Source organism: Neobacillus niacini NBRC 15566 (assembly GCF_001591505.1).
In the GTDB taxonomy this organism is placed as follows: domain Bacteria; phylum Bacillota; class Bacilli; order Bacillales; family Cytobacillaceae; genus Neobacillus; species Neobacillus niacini.
Map to the genome: position 1 here is coordinate 1 of NZ_BCVA01000048.1, position 15888 is coordinate 15888.

The window sequence follows — 15888 nt, forward strand, 5'->3', positions numbered from 1 at the left end:
ACTAAGGTAATTTTCACCCCTGGTGTCCGAAGTTACCTCGACTTCGGACAGAACTGATATAACGTTGCCTTATACTGTTCAAAGCAGCACAAAACATCAGACGCTATTACCCGTCTGATGTTTTGTGCTGCAAGAGGAGTTTAAAATTACATATCGCCCCCTTTATATGACCTTCTGCCTTTCTGCCGTTTCTATTTGATGAAAATGGAGGTCTAGATCCTTTAATGCCGCAACAAGAGCATTTGTCGCCTTGCCTCGGTAATAGGTTTCAATCTCTTCAATTAAACCTTCCACTCCATCTTTTAGACTAACGCCCTTTAATATACGACCAATAAAGTCGCTCCCATGTTCGGTTGCTAGAGTACAAGACGCCTCGACAATTACGCCATATTTACGATCAATTTCAGCTGTGATTGTTAACGTATCGAAGACACTTTTTGCTGCCATTCCTTGCGGCAGACGAGCGTGACCTGCAATAAAAATAGTCTTTCCATTCAGCATAATAGGCCTACCTCTCGAAGGAATTATTTAAACTAGTATTGCTTCTTTTAAGTTTGTTTGTTCTGGTATTCTATTCACAACTTCTTTTCCGATTTCGATTGAAGCCGTTGCAGCAGGAGATGGTGCATTACATACATGGATCGTTCGTTTCCCTTGAATGATATGGAAGTCATCCACCATATTCCCATCGCTCCTTAATGCTTGAGCACGGACTCCAGCAGGTGCAGGGATTAAATCATCTTCTTGGATCTCCGGAATCAGTTCCTGAAGGCTCTTTGTAAATTGTTTCTTACTGAAGGAGCGAATATATTCATCAAGCCCCTCCTTCGCAAATTTCCCTGCCATTTTCCATAATCCAGGAAAGCTTAATGATTCTAGTAAATCCTTTGCATTAAAATCTGTCTTTCTGTATCCTTCCCGTTTAAAGCTAAGCACAGCATTTGGTCCCGCATCGACTTCACCGCTGATCATTCGTGTAAAATGAACCCCTAGGAATGGGAACTTTGGATTTGGAACCGGATAAATTAAATTTTTTACTAGATAACGCTTTTCAGGTTTTAATTTGTAATACTCGCCTCTAAAAGGCAAAATCTTCATATCTGTTTTATATCCTGTTGCTAGTGCTACACGATCACTGTGAAGCCCAGCACAGTTAATGACCATTCCAGCTTTTAATGTTCCGCGATTCGTTTCTATGATAACTTGATCCAATTCTTCTTTCATTTTCTCCACTTTTGTATTTAGACGAATCTCTCCGCCATTCTCTTGGATAATTTCAGCGAACTTCTCACTAACTTGTCTGTAATTTACGATGCCAGCCGCCGGAACACGTATTGCTCCTAAACCTTTAACATGTGGTTCTATTTCCTTTAATTCATATGGACCGATTCTATGAATAGCTAATTCATTTTCCAGCCCTCGATGATATAAATTTTCAAGAAGTGGTAATTCCTCTTGTTTCGTTGCAACAATTACTTTTCCGCAAATATCATGGTCTATACCATGTGTTTGGCAGAACGCAGTCATCGATTTACTTCCTTGGCGGGCAAAACGAGCTTTGAAACTACCGGGCTTATAATAAATGCCTGAATGAATCACACCGCTGTTATGCCCTGTTTGATGTTCCGCAACAAGTGATTCCTTCTCAATGACGACTACCTTCGCGTTGGGAAAACGCTCATAAATGGCCATCCCTGTTGATAAACCAACAATTCCTCCGCCAACGATTGCAAAATCATACATTTTCATTAGGACCCCTCTCTGTTTTGATTTTCCTATAGAAGTAAGGATTACATTGAGTCCATATAAACAGTCTTCACTTCTGTATAAAACTCAATAGCAGCTTTTCCTTGTTCACGACTGCCGGAACTAGAATTTTTACATCCTCCAAAAGGCATTTGTGGTTCTGCTCCCGAAGTTTCCGAGTTCACATGTACAAGTCCTACTTCCGCATCTTCAACGAAGCGGCGGGCCAATGTTAAATTGTTTGTGCAGATGGCTGCGCTAAGACCAAACTCAGTTTCATTTGCCATTTCCACTGCTTCCTCGTAATTTTTGACTTTAAACAATGCAAGAACGGGACCGAAAATTTCCTCACGGGCAATCACAGCATCTTTAGGCACGTTTTCAAAGATTGTTGGTTTTACATAAAAACCATTTTTTAATTCTTCATCTTCCGGGATCTCTCCACCGCAAAGCAGCGTTGCTTCTGATTTCCCCTTTTCGATCATTTCGAGCACCCCATCAAGCTGTGCTTTTGATACGGCCGGCCCGATAACGGTTCCCTCGTGAAGCGGGTTATCAATGGTTAATTCCTTCGTACGCTTTACAAGCCTATCACGGAATGACTCGTAAATCCCTTCTTCGACAATCACACGACTCGTTGCTGTACATTTTTGACCGATAGATTTAAATGCTCCGCCTACAGCTATTTCAACCGCTCTTTCAAGATCCGCATCATTTAGAACAACTAGCGGATTCTTTCCTCCCATTTCCATCTGAACCTTTTTTCCGTGTTCTACAGCCTGTTTTTGAATCTGCCGACCCACTTGGTTCGAACCGGTGAAAGAAATGGCTTTTATATCTGGATGGTTCACTAATTCATTCCCAATAACAGATCCTCTGCCAAATACACAATTAAGGACACCTGCTGGCAGACCAGCTTCATCAAAAGCCTTCATAACGTGATAGACAGATTTCGGTGTTAAATCAGCAGGCTTAATCACCACTGTATTTCCGTATATAAGTGCTGGTGCCATCTTCCATACTGGAATCGCAATGGGAAAATTCCAAGGTGTAATTAAGCCAATAGGACCTAGGGGTGTACGGGTCGTATACAAAAATGTTTTCTCATTCGCGGAAGGTATGACATCTCCAAGTGGCTGCCGTGCTTCTGCCGCAAAATATTCGAGGATGCTTACCGCGCGATTCGCCTCCCCCATCCCTTCCGAAAATGCTTTTCCTTCTTCCTTAATTAGATCCCGTCCTATTTCCTCTATGTTTTCTTTCAAAATAGCCGCAGCCTTTTGTAAATAAGCGGCCCTTTGTTGAATAGAGAGCTTTTTCCAGGCAGGAAATGCATTTTTTGCTGCAGCTACAGCGTCGTTAACATCAGCTGCTGCACTGGATGGGAATTCCCCCAAGCCTTCTCCATTATGTGGACTAAGATTCTCTTTATATTCATTTGTAGTTGGTTCTTTCCATTGGCCGTTAATGTAATTCAAATGGCGCATCGATAAATCCTCCTATACTCTTCCTTCTATCAATCTTTTCTATTCTTTTTTTATACTAGATTACTAATAGTAGTGTCATCATCCACCCTAGCCGCCGATTTCTTCGTTACAACACTTACTCCCAACGTTACAGCAATATTGATCATTAATACGGCTAATCCTAAATCTAAATCCTTAATGACATTTGGAAATGACGGGAATAACGTTGCAACTGACATTTCTGTAATGGTTGAATATGCGACAATCATAATACTGACAATCATTCCAGCAAAGGCCCCTTGAACGGTAACAGGATTCCTTTTCCAAAGGCTAAAAAACAGTGCAGGAAATAACTGTACCATAAAACTATAAGACATAAGATATAGCGTAAGAACGGAGTTTCCGCCATTGAATGAAAAGTAAAGTCCCACCAAAGCAATGACAGGAACCAACATTTTGCTCAACTTTACCAACTGTTGATCCGTTGTATTTGGTTTCCATACTTTATAGATATTTTTAGAAAGGAGCGTTGCAGTTGCCGTCAATATTAATGAACTTGGGATAAGAGCGGCCATTGCTCCAGCTGCCCCAATCACACCAACAAACCAAGGATCAAAAGACATTTTCGCCATTTTAAACAAGGCTAAATCTGCATCTGTACCATTTAAATTTGGAACTTGAATAATAGCGGAAAAGCCGATAAGCAAGGAAAAAACGATAATAATCTGATAAATGGGCATTACCCCCGCATTCACACGCAGTGATTTAGCACTTTTAGCCGTGAACACCCCCGCTAGCATATGTGGAAACATGTAAAAGCCTAGTGCCGTCATGATCGTTGCAGAAACAAACCATGATATACTCAACCCTTGTTCAGGGAATAGTAAAAATCCACTTTTTGCCGTATTGATTGCTTCAAACATCGGCTGTATTCCGCCGTAATAATGAAAAGGAAAATAAAATCCCATAAAGACGACCACAGCCAGGATCAGAATATCTTTAATAATCGCTGTCCATGCGGCCCCATGCATTCCTGATACCGTTACATAAATTGTGATGGCAATCACCCCTACCACTATCGCCATGTTGGGAGAAATCGAACCATAGGATGCTTGGGATACAATAATTCCTAACCCTTTTAACTGCATCACCAAATACGGGATAATGGCAATAACACTTATTATTGCTACTAGAACGCCGAGAGCCGGGCTATTATACTTTTTTTCATAGAAGTCTGATTGGGAGAGGACATTATGTTTCTTCGCATACTTCCAAACGGGTGGCAACAACCAGTAAGCAATTACAAAATAGAAGCAATTAAAAGCGTATAGGGCTGTGGGAATACCAGATCTATAGGTACCACCACTTGCTCCTAGAAAAGTATAGGTAGTAAACATCTCACCCGCTAATAAAAAGAACAGTAATATACTTCCAAAACCCCGTCCCCCGACAGACCACTGTTCCATATTCATATCTTTCCCTTTACGAGCCTGTAGTCCTAACCATATACACAAAACTAGGAAAAAGAGGATAACTAGAAGGGCTGCGTTCATAATTCTTCCTCCTCCTTATTCGCTGGATCCAGCTTATTAGCAATTATCAAGAACAAAGATGTCAGGCCAACCCAGCATATAGCCCAAAAAAGGACAAATGGCAATCCAAGTACATATGGTTCCACTCGATTAATGACAAAAAGTGAGCCCAAAGCCGGTATTAAAGTTAATAGAAAAACCTTTTTCATATTTCACCATCCTAATTTGAAATATATAAAATACACTAAACGATATGTTTTATTTGGATAGCCAATATTTGAACCTTCTGACAATTAAAACTCCATCAAACCATTTTCCTCTTTGAAATGGAAAGGTATCTAATCCTTCATTGCCATTTATTGCTTCTGCACCACTTAGACTTTTTTAAATCTATTGCACTAGTTTATCAGGCTCCCCATTTGTTAAGACGGTTGTAGCCACTTTCTTTCTTGTAAATTTAAAGTAGTAAAAAACATAACAAGCGATAACAAAGCCAAATCCAATATAAAGCGATGTCCGCTGCGTTGGATCAAAAGCAGTAAACACGACGATTCCTACGCACATGAGAAGGCAGACAATTGGAACCAGCGGGAAGAAAGGAACTTTATATTTCAAATCCGCAAGCTTTCCGCCACCCGCAATATACTGTTTGCGGAATTTATATTGTGCAAACGCTATGGCCATCCACGTTACTACCCCTCCAACACCACTAATCGCAAGCAGGACAACAAATAATGTCTCTTCTGCTATCACACTGGTAAGCAAGGAAAGTAAAGCAAAGGCGAGTGTCACAAGCAAGGCGTTCATAGGAACACCGCGTTTGTTTACCTTACCGAATGCTCGCGGTGCCTGACCGCTTTGGGAAAGTGAAAAAAGGATTCTCGTACAAGCAAACAAACCTGTATTTCCCACTGAAAGGATCGCCGTTAATATAACAAAGTTCATAATATCAGCCGCATAAGGAATTCCCGTCATATCGAATACAGTTACAAATGGGCTTTCGAGCACACCCGCCTGTTTCCACGGAACGATCGCTGATAAGACAAAAGTGGCTAGTACATAGAAAAGTAAAATTCGGACGATGATACTCCGGATTGCTTTTGGTATACTCTTATCGGGATCTTCTGTCTCACCTGCTGCAACTCCCATAATTTCTGAACCCATAAAGGCATAAACGACTGTCATCACGGATATAAAGACGCCGATGAAACCTGTAGGAAAGATTCCGTCACCGAAAAAGTTTGAAAAGTAAGGGGCTGATTGTCCCTTTATAGGAACCAAACCGAAAATCGCTGCCCCGCCAATGACAATGAAAAAGAGAACAGCTACTACTTTAATGGCTGAGAACCAGTACTCCATCTCAGCAAAGCTTCTTGTAGTCAAGGCATTGATACCGAATAAAAGTAAAGAGAAAACGGCACACCATACCCATACCGGTACATCTGGAAACCACCTGGCCATCAGCAAACCGGCTGCAATAAACTCTAATCCTACATAAATGGCCCAGCTAAGCCAGTAAGTCCAGCCGATCATAAACCCAGATGCAGGGCCGATAAACCGCTCAGCATGGGCCTGAAATGAGCCGGAAACCGGCATTACGACGGATAGCTCCCCAAGACAAACCATAACCAAGTACATTAGCAAGCCGCCGAATAAATAGGCGGTAATAGCCCCAAAAGGTCCGGCTTCACCAATCGCATATCCCGATCCTAGGAAAAGACCAGTTCCAATAACTCCCCCTATAGACAGCATAAATAAATGCCTGCTTTTCATCGAACGTTTTAATTCTACTGGTTGACTTCCTTGTTCTGGTTTCATCCAATTCCCCCTGTATTTTTTCTATCCGTATCAGAGATAAGGCAAATCATAACCCATTTAATTACCTGCTTATCTGACTGCTTCCTTTTCAGACATGCTTGTAAACTCTACTAAATCACTGACTTCAGGTTTAAAAATTTCATACGCAACATCCCGCTGATATCTGTTTTGTTTCTTCGCTTCTGAAAATAGTTGATTGGTATTTTTTCGGCATAGCTTTTCAATATCATCCATCACTGCCTGCGTGTCTGGTTTGACCAGTCCAAAAATAACAGCGTCGTAAAATCGAATTGCCCCTAGGTTCGCAACAAAATCATTCACAATGTCAATTCCTCTTTGTTTGATGATTTTATCTCCTTCAGAAGATACGGGTATATTAGCCGCTTCAACAATCAAACTCGCTTTAACTCTATCCGCATTAGACTTGTTGATCACGTCCTCTAATGCACAGGGGATAAGAATATCGCAATCCACATCGAGCCACTCAGAGTTTGGCCTTACCGTATAGTTTGGTGCAAAAGAATCTTGGTCCATTTCTCCATATACATTCTTATGGTCGATAAGTTTTTGAATATCCAATCCTTCATCACATGTGACTAACAGGTTCGCGTCTGAAATTCCGACGATGTTGTAACCTAGTTGAGAAAGTTTCAATGCACAGCTTGCCCCTACACAGCCAAAGCCTTGGATGACAACCTTCGCGCCGTCCTTACCATTTTTAAACTTCCAAGCTTCATCTGCTGAAAACGCAACACCATATCCTGTGACAGCGTCATTTAAAAGTAATCCATCAATTCTTGTTTTCATCAGCCCATCAAAATCCTTGATTCCTTGAAGAATCGCAGGATTTTGTTTCATTGAATTTGTCAGCGGGATGTCGATGCCGAATTCGTTAAAGATTTGTAGTACATCTTCGTACTTCGTACCTAGGTCACTTCCTAGAGATACCCCGCTATCAATATAAGGCATCATGGCAATTAAAAATCTCCTTAATACGGCATTCGCATCTGGAGCTTTATAATCATATTTAATTCCTGCCTTACATCCTCCTGTCGTTCCGCTGTCACTAGCTACGTACTTATAAGCCATCGCTTTGGCCAATCTTTCAACCTCTTCTTTTGTTACTGTCGGATGCATTCTCGTACCGCCGCCTGTATATCCTTTCACGAAATTATGAACAACAAGCCACCCTTGCGCGTTCGTTTCTGTATCATTCCACTCAACAATTAAATATGGTTTAGACATTCCAATACCTCCCTAAAATTTCTTCTTTCTACCATCCTACAGCACTATTAAAAATACTATTAACACTATGAATTTGTTGTTATTACGCTAAAAAAATAAAATACTATTCAAACCAGCGAATAGGCACAGGATCCAGATTAATGTTAATCTGTTTTGTTTCCTGGTATTCATCCAATCCATACGTACTTAGGCTTCTGCCGATGCCACTTTGTTTATATCCGCCCCATGGCGCTTGAAGATTTGTAAGATGGTAAGCGTTTACCCAGGTAATGCCGGCACGAACCTTTTTGATGACACGTAAGGCTTTGTTTTGGTCTGTAGAGAAAACAGCACCAGCAAGTCCATATTCTGTGTCATTGGCAATCTTAATGGCCTCATCTTCATCTTTGAATTTCTGAATCGTAACCACTGGGCCAAAGATTTCTTCCCTGACAATCCGCATATCGGCCGTTACATCGGTAAAGACGGTCGGTTCAATGAAAAATCCATCCTCTAAACCGTTACCCTCGATTCTATTTCCTCCAAGAGCAAGATTCGCACCTTCTTCTTTACCAATCTGGATGTAATTTAAAATACTCTTAAAGTGCTTTTCACTAACAATAGCCCCCATTTGGGAGTGCACATCATGTCCAGGACCTACTCTAATCTTTTTTGCCTTTTGTATATATTTCTGAACAAATTCATCGTAGAGCCCTTCTTGGACAAGAATCCGGCTCCCAGAAGAACAAACTTGACCAGATCCCATGAAAATGCCAAATAAAGAGTAATCAAGTGCTGTTTCCAAATCGGCATCATCAAAGATGATATTCGGAGATTTCCCTCCCAGCTCAAGGGACACTTTTTTCATATTACCTGCTGCTGCTTGCATGATATGACGGCCGACTCCTGTGCTTCCAGTAAAGGAAACAATATCTACATCTTCACTTTCAGCAATCGTCTGGCCAACAATCGGTCCATCTCCCATAATGAGGGTAGCTGCTCCCTTTGGTAAATCGGACTGATCCATCAGTTCAAACAATTTTACTGCTGTCATCGGAGTAATTTCTGCTGGTTTTAAAAGGATACTATTACCAGCCGCAAGTGCCGGTGCAATCTTCCATACACTCATTAATAAGGGAAAATTCCAAGGGACAATTAATCCTGCAACTCCGATCGGTTCCTTAATAATCAATGTCTGCATATTTCCGGAGGTTTCATAAACCTGGCCGTTAGGCACATTAAGCAGACCTGCATAATAACGGAATGTATTCACGGCCTCCTCAACATCCGACTCTGCTTCTCTTTTCGTTTTTCCATTATTCTGTACTTCTAAATCTCTTAATTCATCACTGTTTTCCTGTATTAGATCTGCAATCTGGAGTAAAACAGCACCCCTCACCTGTGGAGATTGATCAGACCATATTCCACTTTCAAACGTTCTTTTTGCTATTTTGATTGCCTCTTCTGTTTCTTCCTTCGTAGCGCTCGGTGCCCTGGCGATGACTTTCTGTGTAGCGGGATTAATAATATCAAGTTTGTTCGGGCTACTTGATTCTACCCATTGCCCATTTATATATTGTTTCAATTCTATTGTCATAACTTTGTTTCCTCCCCACTTGCCTTGGCTGGCTTATCCTCATCACATGTAAGCGCTCTATCAAGTTACTAAACCATACACAATCTTTGATAGGCTTTAGGACCCTGCTGAATTTAGCTATTCTGATCACGATCAAAAGCGAACAAACTATTTACTCTTTTTAAATTCTGTCTTAACATTTTCCAATAAGTGTTTATCTGTTAAAACATCGTATCCCGTATAAGCTAATGCTAGTGCACCATTAACAAGGGCTTGACGGCCTTCTTCTGAAACTGTACGATCAGCAAATTCCTGGGTATGCAATACTAACTCTGTATCATTCAATCCAATAAAGGGATGAATTGCAGGTACAACACGACTTACATTCCCCATGTCCATAGATCCATTACTATGTTCAGAAGCTAGAATCGGTTGATCGATGATTTCTTTTAAATTCTTAGTGAAAGCTTGGGATAGATTTTGATTGGTAACCATATTATCATAGCTTATTTGATAATTTGATATTTCAAGTTCGGAACCCGTCATAAGGGCAGCACCATTTGCGATATTTTTCACTTTTTTTACAACTTCATCTAAAGTGGAACGTTGTTTTGCTCTAATATAAAATTGAGCAACGGCTAAATTTGGAACAATATTCGGGACTTGACCACCTTCAGAAATAATCCCGTGCACACGAACATCTGCCGGCAAATGCTCACGAAGTGCATTTATACCATTAAAAAGTTGGATAACACTATCAAGTGCATTAATTCCATGTTCAGGAGCCGTCGCTGCATGCGATGCTTTTCCTTTATATTTGAATTGAAGGGCATCTATCGCCAACGTTGTTCCACTTGCAACGGATACATTATTAGGATGGAGAATCATCGCAACATCTACACTTTCGAATACTCCTTCTTGACTCATTGGAACTTTGGCACCATTCGTTTCCTCTGCCGGAGTACCTAATACGACAACGCTTCCCCCTATTTCACTTATCAGCTTGCTAAGAATAATACCAGCGCCCACACTCATCGTGCCGATCAAATTATGTCCGCACCCATGGCCAATTTCAGGTAAAGCATCATATTCTGCTAAAAAGGCGATTGTAGGACCTGCTTTTTTACCTTTAAATTCAGCTTTGAAAGAAGTTGACCGGTCAACCAATCCTGTTTCAATCCGAAAATCGTGTACAGACAAAAAGTTTGTCAATAGTTGCATGGATTCAAATTCCATGTCGCCAAGTTCAGGATTTCTGTACATCTGATCGCTGATTTCCCATAACGTTGACTTTATTTTATCTAATTCAAGTTTAAGTAGATCCCTCACCTTTAACATTACCGTCCTTATTTTTCAGATTATGTTTTCTGAATATAACCAGTCATTACATCGGAATAATAATTGCTATATAGTGAATTACTGGCCATATTACTTCATATGGCCACCAATTCTATCTTACTTTTAATAGACACATAGGCTCTTTAAGAGCGAGCGGTTCATTAGCTAAAACTTATCCCTGTTTTGGACGGAAAGAGGCAATGTATTCGTCCGAATCCTTGTATTCCAATACTCCAACTGCCTCTACATCTACTACAACCATATAAGGCTTTTTGCTTACGATTGCATTTGCTAATCCTGCTCTGAACTCTTCAACACAGCGAACTTTCTCGGATTCGAATCCCATTGATTTTGCCAGCATGACGAAATCAGGGTTTTTCAAGTCTACAGATATACGCCGGCCATATGCTTCTTCTTGATAGTATCGTAAGATTCCATATCCACCATCATCGAATAATAGAATGATAATCGGCGCATCCTCCTGAATTGCTGAGATCATCTCACTTGAATTCACCATGAATCCACCATCACCAGCAATAAGAACGACTTTCTTTTCCGGCTGACCAATTTTGGCGCCAATCGCCATTGGCAAACCTTGTCCGATTCCGCCGCCTGTCATGTAGAGGTAGTCTCTTGGTTCATAAATATCGAACAATTTATTCCCCCACGTGTATCCAGGAATCGTTACGTCCGTCACCAAAACTGTATTCTCAGGCAGATGTTCACGCATAATATCCGCCACTTCACCATAAGGCCCAATTTGGCTTCGAAGGTCATCACGTACAGCCTGACGGACTGACTTCACTTCATCAACATAATCTGCATCAGGATGGATATCCTTATTGGCCAAAAGACGATTAATCTCTTGTAAGACTGCCTTGGCATCTCCGTTCAGTGTATACAATGTATCAAAGTTACGATTAAAGGCATTCGGGTTCAAATCAATATTGATGTGATTTTCCGGTACCGGAAGTGTCCATCCATTCGTTTCACTACCACGGAAACGGACCCCAACACTAATAAGTAAATCCGACTTGTTTAATAGTGCCTCCACTTGAGGGAAAAACGCAAAGTTACCGATGCAAAGCGGGTGGTTTTCAGGGATAGACCCTTTTCCGGATTCACTTGTAACAACCGCAGGCTGAATTTTATCTACCAGCTTTTTCAGTTCCTCTGATGCACCTGATGCAATTACCCCATTGCCTGCCCATATGATGGGTCTTTTTGCTAAAGCAATCCTTTCAACAACATCAGCAGGAACATTGAGTTTTACCTCCTGATTTTGAAGCGCTTCCATTTCAATCAAATGATTGTTAGGAATAATCTGTGCCTGGAAATTCGTTGGAATGGAAACAGTTACCGGACCTGTTGGTACCGTCAGCGCTTCTTTGATCGCTTTACGCATAAACGGAATGATTTGCTTTGGACGCTTCAACAAATAAGCTGCTTTGTTGACTCCCTCCATCATTTTTAACTGGTCTTTCGCCTCGTGGATATAACGTTGATCCGTTCCAATATAATTAGAATCCGCTTCCCCAGTAATGTGCAAAACTGGCGTGCTTGAGTTCCATGCTTCTGACAATGAACCTGCACCGTTCCCTGCACCAGAACCTGTACTTGTGATGACAACACCCAATTTTCCTGTAGCACGGGCATAGGCGTCAGCCATGTTGACTGCTCCGCTTTCACCACGGGCAGTAACGGTCCGGATGTTTCCATCCCTAAGGATCGCATCATAAATTGGCATATTGTGAATACTAACGATTCCAAATACTGCTTCCACTCCTGCTTGCAGGAGTTCTTTTACAATGGCATCCGCAACGGTGAATTCTGTTTGGTAACCTTTAACATTGGGTTCTGCAACGGCTGTGAATTCTGTTTGATTATTCATTTTAATCCTCCAAATATGTCTAGTAATATATTTCTATATAAATCTATTTTCATATACACGAAGGGGTACGCTATAGCATTCCTTCTTTCACGTTCATAGCTTCTTCATAAAGGTTGTGAAAAAATTTTAGTGCATACTCAGTCGGTGAATACACTCCATGCTTGAAGGCATTCGTATGGAAACCTTTTTGCAATAACTCTACAAGGTCGAAATCCTCTAATCTTACCTGATCGACAAAACGAATCAGTTCCTCTTGCTCTTCGCTAATTTTATCCGATTTAAAGTAGTAGCTATAGATGGCAAGTGATTTATCCGGTGTCAGCGGTAAGATTTGACTTATCGTCATATTGCCTTCTTTTCCAGGATAAATGCTCACCATCAAGTTGGGCCATACCCAATAGAAATTGGCGTGATCTTCTTGTTGTTCATTCGATTTATTGGTTAACTCTGAATATTGGCATGAGAAATTGCCATGTAAATCGATGTGGTAATTTTTCATATCGAATGTTTTTGAAAATTCAGGATGGGCAATCTTACAATGATCACACTCAAGATAATTATCAATAACCGCTTTCCAGTTAGCTTCAATGACCCTTTGGTTTACCCGAACCTTTTTCAAAGACTCCAAGAAAGTGTATCTTTCCAGATTGGCCATAAATTCTCCGTACGTTTCTTCCATTGGTCTTGCTTCTGGGTTCAAATTTATGAAGATCATGGACTGGAATACTTCAAGCTTTACTTGTGGCATACAGCTATGGTTTCCTAATTCTTTTGTATCGAAGTTTGGCGCCCTATTTAATTTCCCGTTCATGTGGAATGTCCAGCCGTGATAGGTGCAAGTGAAAACCTTTTTATTTCCACACTCGTTTTTTTCCACTTTGGTTCCTCTATGCGGGCAAATGTTGTAAAAGGCATTCAATTCATTGTTTTTATCCCTGCTAATGATTAATGGCTGATCTGCTATATCAAAAGTAAAAAAATCCCCCGGTTTTTCCACCTGGCTTGTGTGTCCAGCTAAAACCCAGCTGTCTTGAAAGATTTTTTTCTTTTCCTCTTCAAATATTTGCGGATTCACATAATTTTCGTACGGGAGAGTGTGCTCCAGGGTATTCCCTGTTAACGGTTTCATTTGTTGTTCCTCCTTTTGTCATTCAAATCCTTTAAAGTACTTTTCATATTTTATTAAATGCAAATTTCGTGCCAACTATCTTTTTAACTAAAAAGCCGAGATTAATAGGATTTTAAAAAGAGGAAGTGAGTTCATTTGTGTTCACCGGCTGACTTTCCCAAGGAGATATTCCTATTTCCGCCACTTTTCCGGCTATTTACAATTCAAAATATTTCGACTACTATTAGAGTGGATGTGATTATAATCACACTTTTGCCTATTTTAACACTTTTCTGAATACAGTCAAACTCACTCTGAGTTCCATTGAACTCAGAATATGATTTTCGGGAGGTTCCTTCATGACATTATCCAATTTTCTAACCGATTTAGATTTAAATATGGAAGCGCTTATAAAAATCTTAGATTATTCTTCTGACGAAATCTTTGTATTAAATAAGGATAAGAAAATTATCTATGTGAATGATGCCTGTAAAAAGCATTATGGGTTAAATAAGGAAGACGTTATAGGGAAAACGAGCATGGAATTTGCAGATAAAGGCTATTGGTATCCCTCCATTTTCCCCGATGTTTTGGAAAGAAAAGAGCCCATTACGATTAAACAAACTACCATCCTCGGTGCGGAACTGCTCACCTCTGTTGTACCTATCTTAAATGATCAAAAAGAAGTGGAATTAATCGTAACGACCGCAAGGGAATTACAAAGTTACAAAATGCTGAAAGTAAAAGAAACGGATTCAAAAAATAGTAAAGAACCTGAAGATCCATTTGGCAGCAGCATTATTACAAATAATGAAAAGGTGAAAAATGTGCTGAAGTTTGCCAAGAAGGTGGCAGCTGCAAACTCTACTATATTAATTCTCGGTGAGTCCGGAACAGGTAAAAGCATGTTAGCCCAATATATTCATGAAAACGGAACTAGAAGGAACGGCCCCTTTTTAACCATCAATTGTGCTGCAATCCCTGCTGAATTAATGGAGTCCGAACTTTTTGGCTATACACCTGGTTCTTTCACGAATGCAAACCGTTCCGGTAAAAAAGGGATACTGGAATCCGCAGATGGGGGTACGGTGTTTCTTGATGAAATTGGGGACATGCCTATGCCTCTTCAGGCTAAAATATTGCAAGTTATTCAGGAGAAAAAATTCATTCCCATTGGCGGCAATAAAGAAAAATCAGTCGATATCCGAATTATTGCCGCGACCAATAAAGATTTAAACAAAATGGTAACAAACAAAATGTTTAGAGAAGATTTATATTATCGGCTGAACGTAGTGGATATCAAAATGCCTCCGCTTCGGGAAAGGCAAGAAGATATAGTCCCGCTCATCTATAATTTCTTATACAAATTTAATCGAATCCTTGAAATGAATAAATTAATTTCTAAAGATTGCCTCGATTGGCTTACCCATTATTCATGGCCCGGAAATATAAGACAATTAGAAAACCTAATAGAAAAGCTTGTCATTGTCAGCAATGATGTCATCGGTATTGATGACCTGCCCGAAGGCATTTATAACCAAGGACTGGCCCAAATTGAAAATACTGCTCCTGCTACCCTTAATGAGGCCGTCGAATTGGCAAAAAAAGAGATGGTTCGTAAATCCTATAAAGTGAATAAAAGCTCTAGGCGCGTGGCCAAGGATCTGCAAATCAGCCAGACCTATGCGGCCAGATTGATTAGAGAATATTGTCAGGACTAGTTCAGGAGTGGTCAATCTGATTCCTGAATCCCAATAAGCGGAGAAATTCCGATTAAATTTGGAAATACCCATATTTCCTTAATAATAAGCGGAGTTTTTCCGCTTATTGTATCCAAATCCTTGAATTTTGTCCTTTTTAAGTCAGTTAACTGGAATATCTCCGCTTATATCTGCTTCTTAAGCTTCCTCTATAACAATAGCCGGAAATTCTCCGCCTATGAATTTTCAACACTACTCGAAAATCAACAATGAATAATAACAGAGCCTTTTTATAAAAACTGAACAGCCAATCTCAAAGAAAGAATCCATTTTGATCAATCTTTTTTTCAAAATGGATTTTTTGGTTTACCATAGAATGCGAATTTGTAAGAAGTTTTTAATCAAACTTTATTCCAAAGCTACAGTTAGTCCAATGCGCTGCCAAGCGCACAAAAAACGGCTCAACCCTAAGGTTGAACCGATTTTTTG

Annotated in this window: 12 protein-coding genes; 1 reads left to right on the top strand and 11 read right to left on the bottom strand. The window is 40.3% G+C overall.

The genetic code is table 11. The features are described from left to right. Positions 1–162 precede the first annotated feature (162 nt). The 11 genes from BANA01_RS24110 to BANA01_RS24160 all read right to left on the bottom strand — a co-directional run bounded on the left by BANA01_RS24110 (position 163) and on the right by BANA01_RS24160 (position 13720). The gene (locus BANA01_RS24110; RefSeq protein ID WP_063254989.1) at positions 163–501 is read right to left on the bottom strand and encodes a DUF3870 domain-containing protein; all 339 of its coding nucleotides are present in this window, start codon (positions 499–501) and stop codon (positions 163–165) included. Between the two features lie 27 nt (positions 502–528). After that, a complete protein-coding gene (gene lhgO / locus BANA01_RS24115) occupies positions 529–1743 on the bottom strand; it encodes an L-2-hydroxyglutarate oxidase (RefSeq protein WP_063255007.1) in 1215 nt (404 codons plus the stop codon). Positions 1744–1790: 47 nt separating this feature from the next. Then, positions 1791–3233, bottom strand: coding sequence for an aldehyde dehydrogenase family protein (locus BANA01_RS24120; protein ID WP_063254990.1), 1443 nt, complete (start codon positions 3231–3233; stop codon positions 1791–1793). A gap of 50 nt (positions 3234–3283) precedes the next feature. After that, positions 3284–4765, bottom strand: a complete 1482-nt coding sequence (locus BANA01_RS24125) for a sodium:solute symporter family protein (RefSeq protein WP_063254991.1) — start codon at positions 4763–4765, stop codon at positions 3284–3286. Beyond that, on the bottom strand, positions 4762–4953 hold the full coding sequence (locus tag BANA01_RS24130) for a DUF3311 domain-containing protein (protein WP_063254992.1): 192 nt from the start codon (positions 4951–4953) through the stop codon (positions 4762–4764). The genes BANA01_RS24125 and BANA01_RS24130 overlap by 4 nt, the downstream gene beginning before the upstream one ends. 181 nt (positions 4954–5134) lie before the next feature. Further along, on the bottom strand, positions 5135–6562 hold the full coding sequence (locus BANA01_RS24135; RefSeq protein ID WP_063254993.1) for an amino acid permease: 1428 nt from the start codon (positions 6560–6562) through the stop codon (positions 5135–5137). Positions 6563–6631: 69 nt separating this feature from the next. Further along, the gene (locus tag BANA01_RS24140) at positions 6632–7807 is read right to left on the bottom strand and encodes a Glu/Leu/Phe/Val family dehydrogenase (RefSeq protein ID WP_063254994.1); all 1176 of its coding nucleotides are present in this window, start codon (positions 7805–7807) and stop codon (positions 6632–6634) included. 103 nt (positions 7808–7910) lie between these two features. Beyond that, positions 7911–9383 (bottom strand): aldehyde dehydrogenase family protein, encoded by a 1473-nt coding sequence (locus tag BANA01_RS24145; protein ID WP_063254995.1) that lies wholly within the window; start codon positions 9381–9383, stop codon positions 7911–7913. Positions 9384–9530: 147 nt separating this feature from the next. Next, entirely contained in the window at positions 9531–10691 is a 1161-nt protein-coding gene (locus tag BANA01_RS24150) for a M20 family metallopeptidase (RefSeq protein ID WP_063255008.1), read from the bottom strand. Positions 10692–10872: 181 nt separating this feature from the next. Continuing rightward, positions 10873–12591, bottom strand: coding sequence for a thiamine pyrophosphate-binding protein (locus tag BANA01_RS24155; RefSeq protein ID WP_063254996.1), 1719 nt, complete (start codon positions 12589–12591; stop codon positions 10873–10875). 70 nt (positions 12592–12661) lie between these two features. Further along, positions 12662–13720 (bottom strand): aromatic ring-hydroxylating oxygenase subunit alpha, encoded by a 1059-nt coding sequence (locus BANA01_RS24160; protein ID WP_063254997.1) that lies wholly within the window; start codon positions 13718–13720, stop codon positions 12662–12664. 338 nt (positions 13721–14058) lie between these two features. Here BANA01_RS24160 and BANA01_RS24165 point away from each other — a divergent pair, with 338 nt between their 5' ends. After that, the gene (locus BANA01_RS24165) at positions 14059–15420 is read left to right on the top strand and encodes a sigma-54 interaction domain-containing protein (protein ID WP_063254998.1); all 1362 of its coding nucleotides are present in this window, start codon (positions 14059–14061) and stop codon (positions 15418–15420) included. Positions 15421–15888 lie beyond the last annotated feature (468 nt).